The sequence below is a fragment of the Roseovarius salincola genome (assembly GCF_026891095.1).
Lineage (GTDB): Bacteria > Pseudomonadota > Alphaproteobacteria > Rhodobacterales > Rhodobacteraceae > Roseovarius > Roseovarius salincola.
On record NZ_JAPTNL010000010.1, the window covers coordinates 23,056 to 44,073 of the forward strand.

Annotated in this window: 19 protein-coding genes; 5 read left to right on the top strand and 14 right to left on the bottom strand. The window is 65.1% G+C overall.

The features are described from left to right. Window positions 1-27: 27 nt before the first annotated feature. Window positions 28-1,191 (top strand): DSD1 family PLP-dependent enzyme, encoded by a 1,164-nt coding sequence (locus tag N5A93_RS11860; protein WP_268955314.1) that lies wholly within the window; start codon window positions 28-30, stop codon window positions 1,189-1,191. A 13-nt stretch (window positions 1,192-1,204) separates the two neighbouring features. On the opposite strand, the gene N5A93_RS11865 is transcribed toward N5A93_RS11860, so the two are convergent. Then, window positions 1,205-2,626: an FAD/NAD(P)-binding protein gene (locus N5A93_RS11865; RefSeq protein ID WP_268955315.1), complete on the bottom strand. Its 1,422-nt coding sequence runs from the start codon at window positions 2,624-2,626 to the stop codon at window positions 1,205-1,207. 167 nt (window positions 2,627-2,793) lie between these two features. Here N5A93_RS11865 and N5A93_RS11870 point away from each other — a divergent pair, with 167 nt between their 5' ends. Beyond that, window positions 2,794-3,807, top strand: coding sequence for an NAD-dependent epimerase/dehydratase family protein (locus N5A93_RS11870; RefSeq protein WP_268955316.1), 1,014 nt, complete (start codon window positions 2,794-2,796; stop codon window positions 3,805-3,807). 13 nt (window positions 3,808-3,820) lie between these two features. Here N5A93_RS11870 and N5A93_RS11875 read toward each other — a convergent pair whose 3' ends face one another. Beyond that, complete coding sequence (locus tag N5A93_RS11875) at window positions 3,821-4,189, bottom strand: hypothetical protein (protein WP_268955317.1); 369 nt, start codon at window positions 4,187-4,189, stop codon at window positions 3,821-3,823. Window positions 4,190-4,319: 130 nt separating this feature from the next. Continuing rightward, entirely contained in the window at window positions 4,320-4,859 is a 540-nt protein-coding gene (locus N5A93_RS11880; protein ID WP_268955318.1) for an adenine phosphoribosyltransferase, read from the bottom strand. A 211-nt stretch (window positions 4,860-5,070) separates the two neighbouring features. Between N5A93_RS11880 and N5A93_RS11885 the strand changes: the two genes are divergently transcribed. Further along, window positions 5,071-6,948, top strand: a complete 1,878-nt coding sequence (locus tag N5A93_RS11885) for an acyltransferase family protein (RefSeq protein ID WP_268955319.1) — start codon at window positions 5,071-5,073, stop codon at window positions 6,946-6,948. 7 nt (window positions 6,949-6,955) lie between these two features. Here N5A93_RS11885 and N5A93_RS11890 read toward each other — a convergent pair whose 3' ends face one another. The 3 genes from N5A93_RS11890 to N5A93_RS11900 all read right to left on the bottom strand — a co-directional run bounded on the left by N5A93_RS11890 (window position 6,956) and on the right by N5A93_RS11900 (window position 10,669). Then, window positions 6,956-7,834, bottom strand: a complete 879-nt coding sequence (locus N5A93_RS11890; protein WP_268955416.1) for an S-methyl-5'-thioadenosine phosphorylase — start codon at window positions 7,832-7,834, stop codon at window positions 6,956-6,958. A gap of 102 nt (window positions 7,835-7,936) precedes the next feature. Continuing rightward, a complete protein-coding gene (locus tag N5A93_RS11895; protein ID WP_268955320.1) occupies window positions 7,937-8,965 on the bottom strand; it encodes a M48 family metalloprotease in 1,029 nt (342 codons plus the stop codon). Window positions 8,966-9,040: 75 nt separating this feature from the next. Then, window positions 9,041-10,669 (bottom strand): AMP-binding protein, encoded by a 1,629-nt coding sequence (locus N5A93_RS11900; protein WP_268955321.1) that lies wholly within the window; start codon window positions 10,667-10,669, stop codon window positions 9,041-9,043. 135 nt (window positions 10,670-10,804) lie between these two features. Here N5A93_RS11900 and N5A93_RS11905 point away from each other — a divergent pair, with 135 nt between their 5' ends. Further along, on the top strand, window positions 10,805-11,461 hold the full coding sequence (locus tag N5A93_RS11905; RefSeq protein WP_268955322.1) for a sulfotransferase family 2 domain-containing protein: 657 nt from the start codon (window positions 10,805-10,807) through the stop codon (window positions 11,459-11,461). Window positions 11,462-11,713: 252 nt separating this feature from the next. After that, window positions 11,714-12,310, top strand: coding sequence for a Hint domain-containing protein (locus tag N5A93_RS11910; RefSeq protein WP_268955323.1), 597 nt, complete (start codon window positions 11,714-11,716; stop codon window positions 12,308-12,310). A gap of 67 nt (window positions 12,311-12,377) precedes the next feature. Here N5A93_RS11910 and N5A93_RS11915 read toward each other — a convergent pair whose 3' ends face one another. From N5A93_RS11915 to N5A93_RS11950, 8 genes are all read right to left on the bottom strand, one after another. Further along, window positions 12,378-14,576, bottom strand: a complete 2,199-nt coding sequence (locus N5A93_RS11915) for a 3-hydroxyacyl-CoA dehydrogenase NAD-binding domain-containing protein (RefSeq protein WP_268955324.1) — start codon at window positions 14,574-14,576, stop codon at window positions 12,378-12,380. A gap of 25 nt (window positions 14,577-14,601) precedes the next feature. After that, window positions 14,602-15,813 carry an acetyl-CoA C-acetyltransferase gene (locus tag N5A93_RS11920; protein ID WP_268955325.1) on the bottom strand — a complete coding sequence of 404 codons (1,212 nt, stop codon included), beginning with the start codon at window positions 15,811-15,813 and terminating at the stop codon, window positions 14,602-14,604. Window positions 15,814-15,827: 14 nt separating this feature from the next. Then, window positions 15,828-16,463, bottom strand: a complete 636-nt coding sequence (locus N5A93_RS11925) for a glutathione S-transferase family protein (RefSeq protein ID WP_268955326.1) — start codon at window positions 16,461-16,463, stop codon at window positions 15,828-15,830. 297 nt (window positions 16,464-16,760) lie between these two features. Next, window positions 16,761-17,900, bottom strand: coding sequence for an acyl-CoA dehydrogenase family protein (locus tag N5A93_RS11930; RefSeq protein ID WP_268955327.1), 1,140 nt, complete (start codon window positions 17,898-17,900; stop codon window positions 16,761-16,763). 13 nt (window positions 17,901-17,913) lie between these two features. Further along, entirely contained in the window at window positions 17,914-18,126 is a 213-nt protein-coding gene (locus N5A93_RS11935; protein ID WP_268955328.1) for a hypothetical protein, read from the bottom strand. 50 nt (window positions 18,127-18,176) lie between these two features. Then, the gene (locus tag N5A93_RS11940) at window positions 18,177-19,970 is read right to left on the bottom strand and encodes an acyl-CoA dehydrogenase C-terminal domain-containing protein (protein ID WP_268955329.1); all 1,794 of its coding nucleotides are present in this window, start codon (window positions 19,968-19,970) and stop codon (window positions 18,177-18,179) included. A gap of 36 nt (window positions 19,971-20,006) precedes the next feature. Continuing rightward, window positions 20,007-20,411, bottom strand: coding sequence for a MerR family transcriptional regulator (locus N5A93_RS11945; protein WP_268955330.1), 405 nt, complete (start codon window positions 20,409-20,411; stop codon window positions 20,007-20,009). A 230-nt stretch (window positions 20,412-20,641) separates the two neighbouring features. Further along, window positions 20,642-21,010, bottom strand: coding sequence for a MerR family transcriptional regulator (locus N5A93_RS11950; protein ID WP_268955331.1), 369 nt, complete (start codon window positions 21,008-21,010; stop codon window positions 20,642-20,644). Window positions 21,011-21,018: the final 8 nt, after the last annotated feature.

Sequence of the window (21,018 nt, forward strand, 5' to 3'; positions counted from 1 at the left end):
GGCGCGGCGGCGGGTCAGGATGCCGGTATGAGCGAGCTTGATGAATATGAAGCGGGCTTTGATATTCCCGCCCTGCCGGGGATGGACGAGGCCGAGATAGCGACCCCCTGTCTTGTGCTGGACATGGACGCGCTGGAACGCAACCTGCGCAAGATGGGCGCCTATGCCAAGGCGCAGGGAATGCGCCTGCGGGTGCATGGCAAGATGCACAAATCCGTCGACCTTGCAAAGTTGCAGATCGCCATCGGCGGGGCCTGCGGGGTCTGCTGCCAGAAGGTCAGCGAGGCCGAGGTTTTCGTGCGCGGCGGGATTGGCGATGTTCTTTTGACCAACGAACTGCGCGACCCGCGTCAGATCGACCGGCTGGCGCGATTGCCGGGGCTTGGCGCAAGGCTGGGCTGCTGCATTGACGATATCGAAAACGTGGCCGAACTGTCGGCGGCGGTCGCGCGCCACGGCACGACGCTTGATTGCCTTGTCGAGATCGACTGCGGGGCGGGGCGTTGTGGCGTGCGCGACAGCGACGCGGCGCTTGAGATCGCGCGCGCCATCGCGGCGGCGCCGGGGCTGCGCTTTGCCGGGCTTCAGGCCTATCAGGGCGCAGCGCAGCACCTGCGCAGCTATGACGCACGCAAATCCCATATCGAGACCGCCATCGCCATGACCCGCGAGGTGGTCGCGGCACTGGAAAAGGCCGGTCTGCCTTGCGACGTGGTCAGCGGCGGGGGCACCGGGAGCTACCAGTTCGAGACCGAATCCGGAGTCTATACCGAGCTGCAATGCGGCTCTTACGCTTTCATGGATGCCGATTACGGGCGGGTTCAGGACGCTGAGGGGCGGCGGCTGGACGGGCTGGGGGGATGGGAGAACGCGCTGTTCCTCATGACCAGTGTCATGAGCCATGTGCGCGCGGATCGCGCGGTAGTGGATGCTGGGCTCAAGGCGCAATCGGTCGATAGCGGTCTGCCGGTGGTGTTCGGGCGCGCGGGCGATGCGCTTGAATATATCACATGCAGCGACGAACATGGGGTTATTGCCGACCCCAAGGGCGTGCTCAGGGTGAATGACCGCCTGAAGCTGGTGCCCGGCCATTGCGATCCGACCTGCAATATCCATGACTGGTACGTGGGGTTGCGCGGCGGCAAGGTGGATTGCGTCTGGCCGGTCTCGGCGCGCGGGCGGGTCTACTGATCGTGCGCGGCGCTCAGGTGATGCCGTTCGCCAGCGCCACCTGCTGGCGCAGCCCGCCCATATCAAAGAGCGGAAAAGGTGACACCGTATCACCCACCTCGATCACCGTGGGCGCGAGGTAGCGCAGGCCGGGCGGCCCGATCCTGAGCCCCGGCCCCGTCATCAGCCCGGCGCCATCGGGCGCCATCGCCAGCCAGCCGCGCGCCACCAGGCTTTCGCTGAGCGGATCGAGCGCCAGCCGCGCGCCCGGACCCGCGCAGTTGATCACCAGGGGGGCGTCAAGCTGCATGTCCGCGCCGTCGCGGGTCTCGAGATGCACGCGCGCGCCACCTTTGGCGGGTTCGACCCGCTGGGCGCGGCCGATGATCTCGGTGATCTGCCCGGCGGCCAGAAGGCGGTGAAAATCGGCGATGCTGTCATGGGTGCCCCGGCGAAAGCGGCGCTCCAGCGGGTGGGTCACGCGGCGGCGTTCGGTGGGGTCGGGCAGCAACTCGGCCAGCTTGTCGCCGGTTGCCCAGTTCTTGAAACCGGGGCGAAGCTGCGACATGCCCGCGCCCTCGTCGCGCCGCATCCGGGCGATTTCACTGTCGACCGCGGTCAGAAAATCGTCGCAGGTGGCGAAGGGGCCGGTGATGCGCGGCACCACATCCGGCTTGCGCGGGCGCTCCCAGATCAGCGGCTCGGGGCGCAACCCGCTGGCGCTGAGCACGGTCATGCGGATGTCGCGCTCAGCCAGCAGCGATTGCAGGAAGCGCAGCACGTCGAGCATGGCCGCATTGGCGCCAAGGCAGATCACCCGGTCACCGGGGGAAAGCCGCGCGGAGATGGCCTCTTCGCGCCCGTAAAGCATGGGAAACGCGCCCGGCCCCGCATCGGTGCAGAACGCATCCATCGCCGGGGTGCCGGGGGCCAGATCGACGCGATCGGCGGTCTCGACGCGGCCATCATCGAGGGTCACGCGAAAGCGCGTTCCGTCATGGTCGAGGCCGCGCACCACGGATTTGACCCGGTTCAGGGTGACGCCGTTCCGCTGGTGGCGCGCAAGCGCGGTTTCCACCATCTGCGAAAGGTAATCGCCAAAGAAAGCGCGCGGCGCAAAGAGCGCGGCCAGATCGCCCGCTTCGATGTGACCCGCGCCAAAGCCCAGCCAATCGGGGCGGCGGCCCTGCATGGTGCGCGACACGTGGGGCCAATGCTCGCGCAGCCAGTCGGCGAATTCCGGCAGCACCGCCGCCGAAGGGGAGTTGAGCAGATAGGCATAGCGCCATGGCGCATCGGGCGCGTGATCGCCGTAAGCCAGACCGCGCCCCAGGGCTTCGGGGGCATTGGCGATCACGCTCAGCCGGTCGCCGGGGTTCAGTTGGGCCATTTCGGCAAAAGCGGCGGCGGTGCCGCCATCGCCGATCACGATATGATGCCTCGTCCTGTCTGTCATGACGCGCTTTCGGGCTGTGTTTTCCGGTTGCGCCGACTTTGGTCCAGTCCGCGCCGGATTGCCAGTGCCGGGGCGCGGTTTTCCCGCCCGCGCCTTGTGCTAGGCTCCGGCTCGGGCTATCGCTCGGAATGCGCATGCGCGGGCATGCGCAAGGAAGGGCAGGGATCATGACACGGGTCTTCATCACCGGAACCGCCGGGTTCATCGGCTATCACCTTGCCGATCTGCTGCTGGACGAGGGCGTCGAGGTGCATGGCTTTGACGGGATGACGGATTACTACGATGTCGCCCTCAAGGAACGCCGCCACGCCATGCTGGCCGCCAAGCCCGGTTTCACCGCTCATGAGGCGATGCTGGAGGATGGCGCGGCGCTGGACCGCGCGGTGGATGCCTGCGCACCCGATGTGATCGTGCATCTCGCGGCGCAGGCGGGGGTGCGCTACAGCCTTGAAAATCCGCGCGCCTATCTCGATGCCAATGTGATCGGCAGTTTCAACGTGATGGAGGCCGCGCGCCGCCATGATGTGCGCCACCTGCTGATGGCCTCGACCAGCTCGGTTTACGGCGCCGAGACGCAGATGCCCTACGCCGAGACCATGAAGGCCGACACCCAGATGACGATCTACGCCGCCACCAAGAAGGCCAGCGAGTCGATGGGTCATGCCTATGCGCATCTGTGGAACCTGCCCACCACCATGTTCCGTTTCTTCACGGTCTACGGGCCATGGGGGCGCCCCGACATGGCCTATTTCAAGTTCACCGACGCGATCCTGAACGGGCGGCCCATCGACATCTACAATCACGGCGAGATGTATCGCGATTTCACCTATGTCGGCGATCTGGTGCGCGCCATCCGCCTGTTGATCGACGCGCCCCCCGCGCGCCCCGCCGCGCCCGAAGATATCGCGCCGGGCGACAGCCTGTCGCCGGTCGCGCCCTGGCGGGTGGTCAATATCGGCAATTCCACCAGCGTCCGCCTGATGGATTTCGTGGCCGCGCTCGAAGCCGCGCTGGGCTGCAAGGCCAGCTACAACATGATGGAGATGCAAAAGGGCGACGTGCCCGCCACCTGGGCGGATGCGAGCCTGTTGCAACGCCTGACCGGATACCGCCCCGAAACCGACATCCACGAGGGGCTTGCGCAGTTCGTCGCCTGGTACCGGGATTATTACGGGCGTTAGCGGGTGGGCGCAATCAACCCGGCATCGGCGCGAACCTGTATTGCGCGACGCCGTCGGCCAGCATGTTCAGACCCCACATGACGCATGCGAAGGCGACGACGCAGATCAGGATATTCGCCGCCGTCTGAACGATCCGTTTCCAGCGCCGGTCGGTAGCACCGAACAGCGGGATTTCAGGCCGGAGCAGAAAGCGCGATGCCAGGTATCCCAGCAGCAATGCGCTCAGCGTCCAGTGGATCGCCACCGCCCAGAAGGCCCCGGTCGTCACCGACAGGAACCGCGCGAACCCCACGATGAAGGCCCATCGCAGCACGGTGAAGGACTCTTCGGTCAGCGCCTCGAACCTGCGGCCGAGCGCGTAACGCTGTTGGGGTTGCGACATGCTGTGCAGCCAATCTTGCATGGCGGCATTCAGACATCATAGCGGGGCGCGGTCCAGCGCGCTTTGCGGTTTTCACGGATGATTGCGCGGCCCGTGATCGCCTGAGCAGGGCGCACGCAGGCAGGCCGTGTCAGGCACCGTCGAAGTTGCACAGCGCGTGCACGTCCATGCCCATCGCCTCGAGGCGCCTGCGCCCGCCCAGTTCGGGAAGGTCGATGACGAAGGCGCAGCCCACGATCTCGCCGCCCAGCCGCTCGATCAGCCTGATGCCTGCCTCGGCGGTGCCGCCTGTGGCCAGCAGGTCATCGACCACCAGCACCTTTTCGCCCGGCTGAATGGCGTCGTCATGGATCTCGACAACGGCCTCGCCATATTCCAGCTGGTAATCCTCGGAAATCACCGCGCCGGGCAGCTTGCCCTTCTTGCGGATCGGCACGAATCCCAGCGACAGCTGATGCGCGATCGCCCCGCCCAGGATGAAACCGCGCGCCTCCAGCCCGACGACCTTGTCGATCCGCTCGCCGGCATAGGGGTGCAGCATCTGGTCGATGGCCATGCGAAAACCGCGCGGATCGGCGAAGAGCGTGGTCACATCGCGGAACATGATCCCTTCATGGGGGAAGTCCACGATGGTGCGGATATAATCCTTGACGGTGCGGATCACGGGCATGGGCGGCCTTTCACTGGCTGGAACAGCCCATTGTTTGGCCGATGCCGCACCGCCTTGCAAGGGTGCGATCCGTCGCGCCGCGGGCGCGCGCAGGCGGCATAGCGGCGACACCGGGGGCGGCATGGGCACGCGGCGGATCAAGGGCTATTTACTCGGAACCGCGTGGTCAGTATGTGAAACGGCGCATAGAATGGACATGCGGAGACACTTCTTGAAGTATCGTGCTGAAATCGACGGCTTGCGCGCCGTCGCGGTTGTGCCGGTGATCCTGTTCCATGCCGGGTTCGAGGCCTTTGGCGGGGGCTATGTCGGGGTCGATGTGTTCTTCGTGATCTCGGGTTACCTGATCACGACCATCATCCTGGCCGAGCTGAACGAGGACCGGTTCAGCCTGATGAATTTCTACGAGCGGCGCGCGCGGCGTATCCTTCCGGCGCTGTTCTTCGTGTCGCTGTGTTGCCTGCCTGTGGCCTGGCTGGTGCTGTTTCCCACCGACTTCAAGGATTTCGCCCAGAGCCTGATCGCGGTGGCGACCTTTTCGTCGAATTTCCTGTTCTGGAGCGAAGCGGGCTATTTCGATACCGCCGCCGAGATCAAGCCGCTGCTGCATACCTGGAGCCTCGCGGTCGAAGAGCAGTATTACATCATTTTCCCGGTGTTCCTGATGATGGCCTGGCGCTGGGGCAAGCGGCGCATCACGCAGATCCTGATCGGGGTGTTCCTGTTCAGCCTGGTGCTGGCGCAATGGGCCGCCTACCAGGAGCCCGAGGCCGGGTTCTTCCTGTTGCCCGCGCGGGCGTGGGAATTGCTGGCGGGGGCCTTTGCCGCCTTTTACGTCGACCGGCGCGGCGCGGTGGACGTGGCGCCGGGTCTGGCCAACGTCCTGTCGGCGCTGGGGCTGGCGGGGATCGGGTTCGCGATCTTCGCCTATGATCACAGCACGCCTTTCCCAAGCATTTATGCCGTGGTGCCGGTGCTTGGCGTGGTGGCGGTGATCCTCTTTGCGCAGCCGGGCACCTTGGCGCATCGGCTTCTGGCGTTCCGCCCGGTGGTGGCGGTGGGGCTGGTGTCCTACAGCGCCTATCTCTGGCACCAGCCGATCCTGGCCTTTTACGGCCACGCGGTGGGGCGCAACGCGCCGCTCTGGCATACCGCGCTGATGCTGGCGGCGACGGCGCTTTTGTCGGTGTTCTCCTACTACGTCATCGAGACCCCGACCCGGCGCAGGAAGGTCTTTGCCAGCCGCATGAAGATTGGCGGTTTCGCGGTGGTCGGATCGCTGGCGCTGATCGGCGTCGGGCTGGTGGGAACGCTCAGCAATGGCAACATGTTCCGTTACCCGCAGCCGGTGGTCGACATGTTCGCGCGCGCGGATGCCTATGGGCTGACCACATGGGAGGCCAAGGATGCCAGCCGCCTTCAGGATTTCGACGCGGACGCCGCGACCAAGCTGCTGCTGATCGGCGACAGCAATTCGGCCGACCTGCAAAATGCGCTGGCGGCAGTGATCGACAAGGACGTGTCTGTAGTCAGCGCCCAGGTCGGCGCGACCTGCGGCAATCTTTTCATCCCGCCCGAAGATTTCGCCCAATTCACCGAAGAAAGCCGCTTCAAACTTTGCGGCGCCAAGCATAACGACCTCATGGCCGACAAGACCTATGCGCTGATCGGGGAAGCCGACATCGTGATCCTCGCCACCGCCTGGAGCGAATGGGAGGTGGATCTGATGCAGGCCAGCCTTGACCGGCTGATCTCGGAATATGGCAACAAGTTCTGGGTGTTCGGCACCAAGTCGGTGCGCTTCTCGCGCTCCGATATCCTTGACCAGTGCCTGAGCGATTGCATGGCCTGGTCCACCAGCCCGGTCAAGGACGCGCGCAAGATCAACGCCGGTCTGGCCGAAATCCTGGGCGAGCGCTTCATCGACCCGCTTTCGCTGATGTGTTCGCAGGACGAATGCAAGGGGTTCATCACCCCCGGCGAGGTGCTGGTCTATGACGGGTTCCACTTCACGCCCGACGGTTCGGTCTGGTTCGGCGAGCGGATGCGCGATGCGGGGCTGATCAAACGGCTGGGCCTCGGCAGCTGATTGCCGGTCAGCCGCTCAGTACGCGCCCCGCCACCGCATCGAGCCTGGCCACCAGAGCGGCGTCGCGCGCCTCGGGCGCGGTCAGGATCGCGTTGTCGAGGGCGCGGTCGCAGCCATGCGGGCAGGGCGCACGCTCTGCGCCCAGAAGCACCGGCAGGGCGCGCAGCGTGTCGCGCCCCTTGTCGGCATTGCCCATCAGCGTGGCGATGATGCGCGCCACGTCGACTTCGCCATGCTGGGGGTGCCAGCTGTCGTAATCGGTGATCATGGCGACCGAAGCGTAGCACAGCTCGGCTTCGCGGGCGAGCTTGGCTTCGGGCATGTTGGTCATCCCGATCACATCCGCGCCCCAGGCCTCGCGATACATGCGCGATTCCGCCAGCGTGCTGAATTGCGGCCCCTCCATCGCCAGATAGGTGCCGCCCTCATGGACGGTGATCCCGGCGGCACGCGCCGCCTGCGCGCAAGCCGCGCCAAGGCGCGGGCAGGTGGGGTGGGCGACGCTGACATGGCCGACGCAACCGGCGCCGAAAAAGCTTTTCTCGCGCCCGAATGTGCGGTCGATGAACTGATCGACCACCACGAAATCTCCGGGCGCCATCTCTTCGCGGAAACTGCCGCTGGCGCTCAGGCTGATCACGTCGGTGACGCCCAGACGTTTGAGCGCGTCGATATTGGCGCGGTAGGGCACGGTGGAGGGGCTGTGGACATGGCCGCGCCCGTGACGCGGCAGAAAGGCCATCTTCACCCCGTCAAGCCTGCCGGTCATGATCTGGTCGGATGGTTTGCCCCATGGGCTTTCGACGCTGACCCATGTCGCGTCCTCAAGCCCGTCGATATCGTAAAGCCCCGATCCGCCGATCACCCCGATCATCGTCTGCGTCATCTCTGCCCTCATGAAAACCACCTTGCCTTTGGGCCAAGTGATACTTGCCCCGCGCCGGGATGAAAACGCCAAATCCCCCGCCGCCTTGCGGCGCGGGGGCGCTCAGCCGCCGCAGATTCCCTGCAGGCGCAGCCAGTCGGCATCGCTCAACAGCGGTTCGGGCGCCTGGGCCGCGAAAGGGTCGGCCTCAATCAGGGGCAGGGTGGATTCCCCGGTGATGTCGCGCGCATAGGCATAGGGGGTCGAGCGCACGCCCCAGGCCTCGAAGCCCTTGAGCAGCGTGTCATCGGGCAGGGCCGGGCGCGGGCTGGTCAGAAGGCTGCGGGCGTAATCGTCCATCACATCGGCCTCGATCTCGCCGGTGGTCAACAGGCGCAGCGTCACCCAGACCCCGGCATGATCCAGAAGGTCCGCCAGCGGGCTGTGCAACTCGGCGCGCAGACGTTCGGCCACGATATAGCCCGCCACCACATCGGGCTCCTCGTGATCCTCGACCAGTTCGCGATGAATCAGGATCGTCCCTCCTGGCAGGCTGACCGTGCTGCGCGCGCCGTCGCGCATCACTTCAAGCGCGCCGGTGCCGCCGCCCGGTGCGGGCAGGCGGCGCGCCAGCCGGTCCAGCGCCGTGCGCCCTTCGGCGGCGCGACAGGCGGGGCCGGCGATGCGCTGCACCTGGGTCATCAGCTCGTTGCCGATCTCGGTGCGCTTGACATCGGGCACCACCGAAAGCGCATGGTCGCGCGCCGCGCCGGGCAGCCAGAACAGCAGCAGCGCCAGCACCGACAGCACCGAAAGCGACGCCATCACCAGCCGCAGCCGTCCGGGGCGCGGGCGGCGGCGTTCGACCGCGGCGCGCAGCTTTTCTATGGCGGCGATCATATCCTTTTCGCCCGCGTCCAGTTCCAGCGTCTCGCCGGGGTCGCCATCGGGGTGATAGATCGCCGGTTGCCGCCCCGGATTGGCGCGGCTGATCGCCGCCAGCGACCAATGCGCCAGCGGGTTTTCCCGCAGGTCGGTGATCACAAGGGTCGCATCGCCGATCGACACGATCACGTCGCTGCGCTGATCCTCGGGGGAAGCGCGCCACAGGCCCGGCGCTTCGAGCCTCTGGTATTCGCTGAGTGCGGTCATCGAGATGTGCGGGCCTGCTCTGCCTCTTTCCGCGCAACGATAGCACGCGCCGACACGGGGCGGCAATCGCCTTGCTCAGAGTGTCCGGGCAATGGCGCGCAGTTCGAATTTCTGGATCTTGCCGGTGGATGTCTTGGGAAGCTCCTGGAATTCCACGTGCTTGGGCGTCTTGAACCCTGCCAGCCGTTCGCGCGCAAAGGCGATCAACTCGTCCTTTTCGGCCTTGGCGCCGTCCTTCAGTTCGACAAAGGCGCAGGGCACCTCGCCCCAGGTGGGATGGGGCATCGCCACCACCGCGCAAAGCAGCACGGCGGGATGCATCATCAGCACGCCCTCGATCTCGACCGAGCTGATATTCTCGCCGCCCGAAATGATGATGTCCTTGGCGCGGTCGGCGATCTGAAGATAGCCGTCGGGATGCTGCACGGCGATGTCGCCGGAATGGAAATAGCCCCCCCGAAAGGCCTCGCGCGTGGCGCGCGGGTTCTTGAGATAACCCTTCATCACCGAATTGCCCCGGATCATGATCTCGCCCTGGCTGCTGCCATCCATCGGGATCTGGGCCATGGTGTCTGGGTCCATCGCGGTGATCTCCTCCATCATCGGCATCAGGACTCCGGTGCGCGCCTTGATCGCATAGCGCTGCTCGTCATCCAGACCGTTCCAGCGGGTCTGCCAGACGCATTCGGTGACATGGCCATAGGTTTCGGTCAGCCCGTAGACCTGCGTCACCTTGAAGCCCAGCGGCTCGATCGCGCGCAAAGTGGCGGCGGGCGGCGGGGCGCCGGCGGTGTAGACCTCGACGACCTGATCCAGTTCGCGCCGCTCGTCCTCGCGCGCGTTGACGATAGTGTTCAGCACGATCGGCGCGGCGCCGAAATGGGTGACGCCCGCATCGGCGATGGCGTCATAGATGGCGCGCGCGGTGATGTCGCGGCAACAGATGACGGTGCCCCCCAGCATCGGCATCATCCAGGTGTGATTCCAGTTGTTGCAGTGAAACAGCGGCACGATGATCAGGTAGCGCGCATGGCGCGGCATCGGCCAGCTGACGGCGGTGCCCATGGTCATCAGATAGGCGCCGCGATGATGACAGACGACGCCTTTGGGCCGCCCCGTGGTGCCGGATGTGTAATTCAGCGCAAGGCTTTCCCATTCGTCCTGCGGCATGATCCATTCGAAACCGGGATCGCCCGAGGAAAGCAGCTCCTCGTATTCGGTATAGTGACCGTGGGCATGCACCCCGGCCTCGTCGTCGGCCACCTCGATCAGGATCGGCGGCTCGTTCTCCATCTCCTCGAAGGCCTCGGCCGCCACGGGCAGGAATTGCGGGTCCGCCAGCAGCACCTTGGCGCCGCCATGGTCTAGGATATAGGCGATGGTCCCGGCCTCGAGCCTTGTGTTGATCGCGTTGAGGACGCCGCCGCAGGCGGGCACGCCGAAATGCGCCTCGGCATGGGCGGGCAGGTTGGGCAGCAGCGTCGCCACCACATCGCCGGGCGCAACCCCCAGCTTCGCCAGCGCCGAGGCCAGCCGTGTGCAGCGTTCGTGATATTCGCTGTAATTGCGCCGGATGCCGCGATAGACGACCGCCTCGTGATCGGGAAACAGCTGCGCCGCGCGGCGCAGATGCGACAGCGGTGTCAGCGGCACGAAATTGGCGCTGTTGCGCTCGAGCCCGGTTTCGTCTGCCATCCAACCCATCGTGGTCCTCCCCCTTCGTGAAATCCGCCCTCCCGGCGGGACAGAATAGTGCGCAGGTGTCGCACAAATGAAAAGAGTGTTGCGCCGCAACTTAGCCTCTTTTGACCGTGCGCGCGCTGTTCTAGCGTCTGATGCATGATCATCTCGTCCGGGCGCAGCTATATTTTCGTGCATATTCCCAAGACAGGCGGCACCTCGATGGCGCTGGCGCTCGAAGGGCGGGCGATGAAGGATGACATCCTGATCGGCGACACCCCCAAGGCGCGCAAGCGGCGCAAGCGGCTGGCGGGCGCGCCCGGCGCTGGGCGGCTCTGGAAACATTCGACCCTGGCCGATATCGACGGGCTGGTGACACCGGCCCAGATCGCGGCGGCCTTCACCTTCACGCTGGTGCGCAACCCCTGGGACCGGATGGTCAGCTATTACCACTGGCTGCGCGATCAGGACTTCGACCACCCTGCCGTCACCCTGGCGAAATCCCGTGATTTCAGCGGCTTCCTGAACGATCCTCAGACGGCGGGCGCGTTTCGCGCATCCCCCTATGGCAGCTATATGCGTGCCGCCGACGGGCAGGAATATTGCGACGCCTATATCCGGCTCGAACATCTTGAAGAAGATTGCGCGCCGCTTTGGGCGCATCTGGGCTTCCGGCTGGAACCGGGCGTCACGAATCGTTCGCGGCGCCCACGCGATTTCCGCCCCTTCTACAGCGACCGCGACGCCGAAACCCTGGCCGCGATCTGCCACACCGATATCGCGCGATTCGGCTACGCATTCCGCAGCGCGCGATAAGACGCCCGCGCCATGCCAACCCATAAGATGCAAAGGGTCTGGCGACATCGCGACAACAATGCCCAGATTTCGCCACTTTCCTGACCAAACAGGGGCAAGAGAATCATGCCTGATGGTCTCAACCCTGAGGATTGGCCGGCTGCCCCGGCCGACAGAAAGGACAGGAATGTTGGCATGGTTGTCTGCGCGCCCTGGGGGGCCGAACGCATGGCGGGACATGATGAAACTTGTGACGGGGGCGCGGCCGGGATCATGACGGGACTGGTCGAAGGCACCCGCATTGCCACCGCCATGGGCTGGCGCCCTGTCGAGGCCATCGCCATGGGCGACAAGGTCCTGACATTCGATGCCGGGCTGCAACGCGTGACCGAAGTGCTGCGCGACCCGCTCTGGAGCGGCGAAAGCGCCTGTCCGCGCCGGTTCTGGCCGCTTGAGGTGCCGCGCGGCGCGCTGGGCAACCGCACGGTGATCCGGGTGCTGCCCGATCAGGCGATGCTGCTGGAAAGCGATGCCGCCGAGGCGCTCTACGGCGATCCCTTCGCGCTTTTGCCGGGCGAGGTGCTGGAGGGCATTCGCGGCATTGCCCGCGTGCCCCCCGAGCGGAACCAGCAGGTCGTGGTGCTGCATTTCGCCGAAGATCAAGTGGTGTTCGACGAAACCGGGGCGCTGTTCTTCGCGCCCTCGTCGCGCGATCTCATGGACCGGGCGATGCACGACCGGGACGGGCCGCTTTACACGGTGTTGCCGCCCGACGAGGCGCGCGCGCTGGCCGCACAGATCGAGATCGAGCTTTCGAGCGACACAATCCCGTTGCCACGGGACATGCGCGCGGCGGTCTCGTCCTTCTGAAGATGTGCAGGTTTTGCGCCCGCGCGACCGACAGGGGGCCGCGCGGGCGTTGCGCCCTGGCCGGCCCTCAGGCGGCCGCTTCTGCGTCCGGGGCGAAGCGGCGATAGAAGCCCTGGTTGCGCCCGGCCATCTCGCGCAGCAGCGCAGGGCAGGCAAAACGCTCCCCATATGCCGCCTCAAGCTGATCGCAGCGCTCGGCGGCATAGGGCGTGCCGATGATATCGAGCCAGCTGAACGGCCCGCCCGACCAGGGCGCGAAACCCCAGCCCAGGATCGCCCCGACATCGCCTTCGCGGATGTCCTCCAGCACGCCTTCCTCCAGCGCGCGCACGGCCTCCAGCACCTGCGCGAACATCAGGCGGTGCTGCACTTCGGTCAGACCGGGCTGTTCAGAAGCGGGCGGGAACTTCCCGGCCAGCCCGCTCCAATAACCCTGCCGCTTGCCCTTGTCGTCATAGTCGAAGAAACCCGCATTCGCCTTGCGGCCCAGTCGCCCTTCGCTTTCCATCCAGAAGATCACCTCGTCGACCGCCGCGTCGGGATAGGCATCCCCCATCGCGGCCCTCGTGGCGCGCGCGATCTTCGCGCCAAGGTCGATCGAGGTCTCGTCCACCAGTTGCAGCGGCCCCACCGGGAAACCAAGCTGGCGTGCCGCATTGTCGATCAGCGCAGGCGTGACCCCTTCGGCGACCATGCGGATACCCTCGTTGATATAGGGAATGATGCAGCGGTTGGCATAGAAGAACCGCGCGTCATTGACCACGATCGGCGTCTTGCGGATCTGGCGCACGTAATCCAGCGCCTTGGCGACGGCGCGCGTGCCGGTCTTTTCGCCCTTGATGATCTCGACAAGGCGCATCTTCTCGACCGGCGAAAAGAAATGAATGCCGATGAAGGTCTCGGGGCTGTCGGATGCCTTGGCCAGCTCGGAAATCGGCAGGGTCGAGGTGTTGGTGGCAAAGATGCAATCCGCGCCCACCACCTCAAGCACCTTGCCGGTGACCTCGGCCTTGATGGCGGGATCCTCGAACACCGCCTCGATCACCAGATCGCAGCCCTCGAGCGCGGCGTAATCCGTGGTCGCGGTGATCCGGTCCAGCAGGGCGGCTTTGGTGTCCTCGGTCGCCTTGCCGCGCTTGATGCCCTTGTCCATGTAATCGGCGCTATAGGCCTTGCCCTTGTCGGCGGCCTCCTGCTTCTGGTCGATCAGGACCACCTCGATACCCGCCTGCGCCGACACGAGCGCGATGCCCGCGCCCATCATGCCGGCGCCCATCACGCCCAGCTTCTTCACCTTCTGGTCCGGCGCCTCGGGCCGGTTGGCGCCTTTTTCCAGCGCCTCCTTGTTGATGAAAAGCGAGCGGATCATCGCGCTTGACGAGGGGTTCATCAGCACGTTGGTGAACCAGCGCGCCTCGATCTTGAGGGCGGTGTCAAACGGCACCAGCGCGCCTTCATAGACCGCGCTCAACAAGGCCTTGGCGGCGGGAAAGGCGCCTTGGGTCTTGCCGTTGACCATCGCGCTGGCACCGACGAAAGTCATGAACCCTGCGGGGTGATAGGGCTCGCCGCCGGGCATCTTGTAGCCCTTCTCGTCCCATGGCTTGACGATGGCGGGCTCCGAAAGCACCCATTCGCGCGCCTTGTCCAGCAACTCGCCTGCGGGCACGACCTCGTCGACCACCCCGGCGGTCCTGGCTTTCCTGGGATCGTTCAGCTTGCCCTCCAGCAGCAACGGCGCCGCCGCCATCGCCCCGAGCTTGCGCGCCAGCCGCGTGGTGCCGCCCGCGCCGGGAAAGATGCCGACCATGATCTCGGGCAGGCCGATCTTGGCCGATGGGTTGTCGGCGGCAAAGATCCGGTGGCAGGCCAGCGGGATCTCCAGCCCGATGCCAAGCGCGGTGCCGGGCAGGGCGGCGGCGATCGGCTTGCCGCCCTTGTTCCTGTCATCCATGCCGGCGCGCTCGATCTTGCGCAGGATGGCGTGCATGCCCATCACGCCCTCGAACAACCCGCGCGCGGGTTCGTCGCCCGCGTCGTCGCGCATCCTGGCGATGACGTTGAGGTCCATGCCCCCGGCAAAGCTGCCCTCCTTGCCGCTGGTGATGACCACGCCCTTGACGCCATCATCCGCCAGCGCGTCGTCGGTCAGCGCCTCGAGGTCCAGAAATCCCTGCTCGTTCATCACGTTCATCGACTTGCCAGCCGTGTCCCAGGTGATCACGGCGACGCCATCGGCGCCTTTTTCCATCGTGAAATCGGTCATTGTCCTAATCTCCCTTCGCCGCGGCTCAAACCCGCTCGATGATCGTGGCCGCGCCCATGCCGGACGCGATGCAAAGCGTGGCAAGCCCGACTTCCTTGTCGCTGCGCTCCAACTCGTCGAGCAGCGTGCCGATGATGATCGCGCCGGTGGCGCCCAGCGGGTGGCCCATGGCGATCGCGCCGCCGTTGACATTGACCCGGCCGGGATCGACATCGAACGCCTGCATGAAGCGCAGAACGACCGCCGCGAAGGCCTCGTTCACCTCGAAGAGGTCGATATCGCCGATGCTCATGCCGCTGTCCTTCAGCGCCTTTTCGGTGGCGGGAACCGGGCCGGTCAGCATGATCGTGGGATCGGTGCCGATCTTGGTGGTCTGACGGATGCGGGCGCGCGGGGTAAGGCCCCATTTCTCGCCGAATGCCTTCGAGCCCACCAGCACCGCGGCGGCGCCATCGACGATGCCCGAGCTGTTGCCCGCGTGGTGGATATGGTTGATCGCCTCCAGATGCGGGTATTTCAGCTTGGCCACCGCGTCGAAGCCCGGCATGACCTCGCCCATGTCCTTGAAGCTGGGTTTGAGCGCGCCAAGGCTCTGCATGTCGGTGCCCGGGCGCATGTATTCGTCCCGGTCAAGAATGCTCAGACCGTTCTGGTCCTTCACCCCGATGATGGATTTCGCAAAGCGGTTGTCGGCCCAGGCGGCAGCGGCCCGGTTCTGGCTTTCGACGGCCAGCGCATCGGCCTCGTCGCGGCTGAAGCCGAACTCGGTCGCGATGATGTCGGCGCTGATGCCTTGGGGCACGAAATAGCTCTCCATCGCGACGCTCGGATCGACGGCGATCGCCGCGCCGTCGCTGCCCATGGCCACGCGGCCCATCATCTCGACGCCGCCCGCGATATAGCCATCGCCAGCGCCGCCCATGACCTGGTTGGCGGCCAGGTTGACCGCCTCCATGCCCGAGGCGCAAAAGCGGTTGATCGCAAGGCCGGGGATGCGCTCATCCAGCTCCGAGGCCAGAACGGCGGTGCGCGCAAGGCAGCCGCCCTGTTCCTTCACCTGCGTGACATTGCCCCAGATCACGTCCTCGACGGCGTGACCCTTAAGCCCGTTGCGCGCCTTGACGGCGTTCAGCACATCCGCCGAAAGGCGCACGCTCGTGACCTCGTGCAGCGCGCCATCCTTGCGGCCCTTGCCGCGCGGGGTGCGCACGGCGTCATAGATATAGGCGTCAGACATCGTCGTCTCCTCTCTCAGGCCCGGTCCGCGGGGGATCCGGGCATCAGCTCATAAGGGTGTTTCCAGCCGGGCAGGCGCTCGATATTCGCCAGCCAGCGGTCGATCCGGGGCCAGGCCGCGCGCTCGAAACCGAACGGCTCGGGGTAGAATAGATAGCCACAGCAGCTCAGGTCGGCATTGGTGACCCCCTCGCCGACGATCCAGTCGCGCCCCTCAAGATGGCTGTTGAGCGTGGCATAAGCGGCTTTCAGACGCCCCTGCATGAAGGGGATCACCCCCTCGGGGCGCTTCTCTTCAGGCAGGAAGTTCATCAGGAACCTTGTCATTCCGGCCTGGCTCGACAGCTTGTGATTGTCCCAGAACATCCAGCGCATCACCTCGCGCGCCTCTTCGGGCGTCGCGCCGCCGAAACGCCCTGTCTTTTCCGTGACATAGATCTGCATGACCCCCGATTGCGTCAAGGTCACGTCGCCATCGCGCAGCACCGGCACCTCGCCCATCGGGTTGATCTCGCGAAACGCTTCGCCGCGGGTCTCGCCATTGAAGAAATCGATATATACCGGGGTCCAGTCCATCCCCGCCAGTTCCAGCGCCAGCGCCGCCTTGTAGGCGTTGCCGCTTTCGCCAAAGCAGTAAAGTTCAATGGTCATCGCGATCCTCCTGCGCTGTGCGCGTGTGCTGTGTCGCTCATGAGTATTTCCGGCAAGATGAAGCCGGAGCCGGTTTACCCGGAATTAACTTCGATGTGCTTTCTTCATCGGCGCGGAACAGGCTGGAGAGCCGATGACCGTGCAAGGTGAAGCCCCGCTCCGGTGCCTGATGCCAGCCGGCCCGCGCATCGGAGGGGGCGGACCTGTCCGCTTCATCTTGCCAGCAATACTCCACGGGGGTCCGGGGGTGTGAAACCCCCGGCGCTGCGCTGGCGTTATGCGCCGGCTCCAGACCCATCAAAGCCCCCTCGCAATCAGTTCCTTCATGATCTCGTTGGTGCCGCCATAGATTCGCTGCACCCGCGCATCCGCCCACATCCCGGCGATATCGTATTCGGCCATGTAACCATAGCCGCCATGCAGTTGCAGGCAGGCATCCAGAACCTCGCCCTGGGTGTCGGTCAGCCAGTATTTCGCCATCGCGGCGGTTTCCACGCTCAGTTCGCCCCGCAGATGCGCCGCAATGCAGTCATCCAGGAAGGCGCGCGCGACGCGGGTCTTGGTCTGGCATTCGGCCAGCTGGAAGCGGGTGTTCTGAAACTGCGTCAGCGGCCCGCCGAAAGCCTCGCGCTCCTTGCAATAGGCGATGGTGCGCGCCACCGCGCCTTCCATCGCGCCCTGCGCGCCGCAGGCGATGACCAGCCTCTCCTGGGGCAACTGATCCATCATCTGCCCAAAACCCATGCCGTCCTCGCCGCCAAGGATGTTTTCGGGCGCGATCGCCACATCATCGAAGAACAGCTCGGAGGTATCGGCCGCATGGCAGCCGACCTTTTCAAGGTTGCGCCCGCGCTTGAACCCCTCGGCGCCCTCGGTTTCCACCACCACCAGCGAGATACCGCGCGCCCCCGCATCCGGGTCGGTCTTGGCGGCGGTGACGATCAGCCCGGCATGCTGGCCATTGGTGATGAAGGTCTTTTGTCCCGACAGCCGCCAGCCATTGCCATCGCGCACCGCACGGGTCCTGATGCCCTGCACATCCGATCCGGTGCCCGGTTCGGTCATCGCGAGCGCCCCCACCAACTCGCCCGAGACCATCTTCGGCAACCAGCGTTTCTTCTGCTCCTCGCTGCCATAGGCCAGGATGTAATGCGCCACGATCCCGGAATGGATCGGGTTGCCCCAACTGGCGAGGTTGGCGCGCGACTGTTCGATGCAGATCACCGCCTCATGGCCGAAATCGCCGCCCGCGCCGCCATATTCCTCGGGAATCGAGGGGCAGAGCAGGCCCAGCTCGCCCGCCTGCTGCCAGGTCTCGCGATCCATCTCGCCCTGTTCGTTCCAGCGCGCGAAATGGGGCGCCCATTCCTCGGTAATGAATTTCGCGGTCATTTCGGCAAGCATCCGGTGCTCGTCCGTCATCCATTGCGATGTCATTGGAACACTCCGCTCATCTCTTGCGCGCCTCGAGGTCGGAATTGAACAGCCGCAGGCGGTGGGTAAGGTTGTCGCTGTCGGTCACGCTGTCGAAATTCTCGAAAAGAAAGGACAGCGCCTCGCCCTCGTCGAGGCCCGCCTCCTGCGCGAAGCGGCGAAGGCGGCGATAGCCGTCCTCGGTCATCGCCGCGTTGAAACGGCGGGTCAGGCGAAAACGTTTGGGCATCCTGTCTCCTCCTCCTTTTCTTCTCCGTCCCCCGGGCCGGCCGGCTCTCCTCAGCCCGCGCTGGCGAATTGCTCGGGCGTGAGGGCCATCACCGTATCGGCGCCGGTCTCGATGCGCGCCAGATGCGTGGCGGTCATCGGCAGGTGGCGCGCCATGTAGTGGCGCCCGGTGGCGATCTTGGCCTCGAGGAAAGCGCTGTCGCCATCCCCCGCCGCCAGCGCGCGCTGCGCGGCCTTGGCCATGCGCGCCCAGATCAGCCCCAGGCAGACATGACCGAAAAGATGCATGAAATCATAGCTGCCGGACAGGGCGTTATTGGGGTTCTTCATGCCGTTCTGCATGAAATACATGCCTGCCGCCTGAAGATCCTTGCTGGCCGCCTTGAGGGGGTCCAGGAACTGCGCGTCGAAATCCTCGTCGGCGCCCGCGTTGTCCTTGATATAGGCCTTGATCATGTCGAAGAATGCCATGATCGCCTTGCCGCCATTCTGCGCCAGCTTGCGCCCCACCAGGTCCAGCGACTGAATGCCGTTGGTGCCTTCGTAGATCATGGTGATGCGGGCATCGCGCACGAACTGCTCCAACCCCCATTCGCGGGTGAATCCGGACCCGCCCAGCGTCTGCTGCGCCAGCACGGTGGTTTCGAATCCCTTGTCGGTCAGGAAACCCTTGATCACCGGAGTCAGCAGCGAGACCATCTGCTCGGCCTCTTCGTCGCCCTTGCGGTGGCTCGCGTCGATCATCGAGGCCCCCCAGAAGGTGAAGGCGCGCGCGCCCTCCACGAACGCCTTCTGGTCCATAAGATTGCGGCGCACATCGGGATGCACGATGATCGGGTCGGCGGGCTTGTCGGGCGCCTGCGCGCCGGTCACGTCGCGCCCCTGCAGGCGGTCCAGCGCAAAGCCAAGCGCGTTCTGATAGGCGACCTCGCCCTGGGCATAGCCTTGCAGGCCAACGCCAATCCGGGCCTCGTTCATCATGGTGAACATCGCGCGCATTCCCTTGTGCGGCTCGCCGACAAGAAAGCCGGTCGCGCCGTCATAGTTCATGACGCATGTGGCATTGCCGTGAATGCCCATCTTTTCCTCTAGCCCGCCACAGCTCAGCGCGTTGCGCGCACCAAGACTGCCGTCCTCGTTGACCATGAACTTGGGCACGATGAACAGCGAAATCCCCTTCACCCCCTCGGGCGCATCGGGCAGCTTGGCCAGCACCAGATGGATGATGTTCTCGCACATGTCGTGCTCGCCCGCCGAGATCCAGATCTTCTGCCCGGTGATCCTGTAGCTGTCATCGCCGGCCGGTTCCGCCTTGGTGCGGATCAGGCCCAGATCGGTGCCGCAATGAGGCTCGGTCAGGTTCATGGTGCCCCCCCATTCGCAGCTGACCATCTTGGGCAGATAGGTCTGTTTCTGCGCATCGCTGCCATGGGCATGGATGGCATTATAGGCGCCATGGGTCAGGCCCTGATACATGTTGAACGCCATGTTCGCCGCCGAGAACATTTCGCCCACCGCGGTGGAGATCAGATAGGGCAGGCCCTGTCCGCCATAATCGGGGTCGCAATCCAGCGCCGTCCAGCCGCCGTCGCGCACCTGGTCGAACGCTGCCTGAAACCCCTCAGGCACGCGCACAACGCCGTTTTCCAGCGTGCAGCCCTGCCTGTCACCCACGGCGTTGAGCGGCGCCAGCACATCGGCGGCGATCTTGCCGGCCTCGTCCAGAACCGCGCTGGTGAAATCACGGTCCAGCTCGTCATAGCCGGGGATGTCGGATTGCGAGACCTCGAGAACATCGTGCAAGACGAACTGCATGTCCTTGGTGGGCGGGGTATAGCTGGGCATGTTATTCTCTCTCCGTTGAAATTCGGTGCCGCAGGGTTACTCGGCGGCGCTCGTCGGCGATTGCCGGATCGAGGCGATCATCTTCTCGCCCCATTTCATCTGGTCGCTGAGCTCGCTGATCGCAGTGGTCAGCTCGTCGCGCTGGCGTTTCAGTTCGGCCAGCCGCCCCTGCGCGATCGCATAGGCCGAGGTCAGCTGCGTGAGCTGCTGGTCGCCCTTGTCGTAAAGATCCAGAAGCTGGCGGATCTCTTCAAGCGAAAAGCCAAAGCGCTTGCCCCGCAGGATCAGTTTCAGCCGGGCGCGGTCGCGCCGGGTGAACAGGCGCTTCTGGCCCGCGCGGCGGGGAAACAGAAGCTCCTTGGATTCATAGAATCGCAAGGTGCGCGGCGTCACGTCGAACGCATCGCACATCTGGCGGATTGTCATGGTCTCTTCGGTCATCGGTCCTATCGCCCAAACGTCTGTGCATGTCATGCTGTTTCATCCGGGTCCAAGCTGGGGCGTCACCTGCTTGGCTACAACACCGGATCACGTTGACGTAAGAGATACGTCACGTCACTTTGAAGTTGACGCAGGATCAAGCAAGGTAACCCACGCGCCGGCGCAGTTTTCTTGCCCGGACCTGTCGGTGGATCGCGGGAAACGGCAAAGGGGCAGGGCAGGGGGCCGCCCTATTTCAGGCTCGCGTCGGTCTCGTCGCGCAGCGCGCGCAGCTCGGCGATGGTCTCCTCGAGCTGGGTTTTCTGCTCGGCCAGCTCGCTCAGCTGCCGGTCGGCCAACTCGATCCAGGTGCGCATCTGCGCCTCGGTGCCTTCATGCGCGTAGATCAGCAGCCATTGCCGGATCTCTTCCAGCGAAAAGCCGAATCTGCGCCCCCGCAGGATCAGGGTCATCCGGGCGATTTCCTTCGGGCGGTAGAACCGCGAGCGACCCTCGCGGTCGGGGGTCAGCAGCTCGATATACTCGTAATATCGCAAGGTGCGCGGCGTCACGTCGAACCTTGCACACATTTCCTTGAATGACAGTCGCTGTTCGGCCATCCGTGGTC

Excerpts from the sequence above, each read along its gene's own strand:
- N5A93_RS11890 (WP_268955416.1), bottom strand. The coding sequence starts at position 7,834 with ATGACGCAGACGATGATCGGGGTGATCGGCGGATCGGGGCTTTACGAT.
- N5A93_RS11940 (WP_268955329.1), bottom strand. The coding sequence starts at position 19,970 with ATGCCCAGCTATACCCCGCCCACCAAGGACATGCAGTTCGTCTTGCAC.
- N5A93_RS11950 (WP_268955331.1), bottom strand. The coding sequence starts at position 21,010 with ATGGCCGAACAGCGACTGTCATTCAAGGAAATGTGTGCAAGGTTCGAC.
- N5A93_RS11875 (WP_268955317.1), bottom strand. The coding sequence starts at position 4,189 with ATGTCGCAACCCCAACAGCGTTACGCGCTCGGCCGCAGGTTCGAGGCG.
- N5A93_RS11945 (WP_268955330.1), bottom strand. The coding sequence starts at position 20,411 with ATGACCGAAGAGACCATGACAATCCGCCAGATGTGCGATGCGTTCGAC.
- N5A93_RS11910 (WP_268955323.1), top strand. The coding sequence starts at position 11,714 with ATGACGGGACTGGTCGAAGGCACCCGCATTGCCACCGCCATGGGCTGG.
- N5A93_RS11915 (WP_268955324.1), bottom strand. The coding sequence starts at position 14,576 with ATGACCGATTTCACGATGGAAAAAGGCGCCGATGGCGTCGCCGTGATC.
- N5A93_RS11925 (WP_268955326.1), bottom strand. The coding sequence starts at position 16,463 with ATGACCATTGAACTTTACTGCTTTGGCGAAAGCGGCAACGCCTACAAG.
- N5A93_RS11895 (WP_268955320.1), bottom strand. The coding sequence starts at position 8,965 with ATGACCGCACTCAGCGAATACCAGAGGCTCGAAGCGCCGGGCCTGTGG.
- N5A93_RS11935 (WP_268955328.1), bottom strand. The coding sequence starts at position 18,126 with ATGCCCAAACGTTTTCGCCTGACCCGCCGTTTCAACGCGGCGATGACC.
- N5A93_RS11905 (WP_268955322.1), top strand. The coding sequence starts at position 10,805 with ATGATCATCTCGTCCGGGCGCAGCTATATTTTCGTGCATATTCCCAAG.
- N5A93_RS11900 (WP_268955321.1), bottom strand. The coding sequence starts at position 10,669 with ATGGGTTGGATGGCAGACGAAACCGGGCTCGAGCGCAACAGCGCCAAT.
- N5A93_RS11920 (WP_268955325.1), bottom strand. The coding sequence starts at position 15,813 with ATGTCTGACGCCTATATCTATGACGCCGTGCGCACCCCGCGCGGCAAG.
- N5A93_RS11860 (WP_268955314.1), top strand. The coding sequence starts at position 28 with ATGAGCGAGCTTGATGAATATGAAGCGGGCTTTGATATTCCCGCCCTG.
- N5A93_RS11930 (WP_268955327.1), bottom strand. The coding sequence starts at position 17,900 with ATGACATCGCAATGGATGACGGACGAGCACCGGATGCTTGCCGAAATG.
- N5A93_RS11880 (WP_268955318.1), bottom strand. The coding sequence starts at position 4,859 with ATGCCCGTGATCCGCACCGTCAAGGATTATATCCGCACCATCGTGGAC.
- N5A93_RS11865 (WP_268955315.1), bottom strand. The coding sequence starts at position 2,626 with ATGACAGACAGGACGAGGCATCATATCGTGATCGGCGATGGCGGCACC.
- N5A93_RS11870 (WP_268955316.1), top strand. The coding sequence starts at position 2,794 with ATGACACGGGTCTTCATCACCGGAACCGCCGGGTTCATCGGCTATCAC.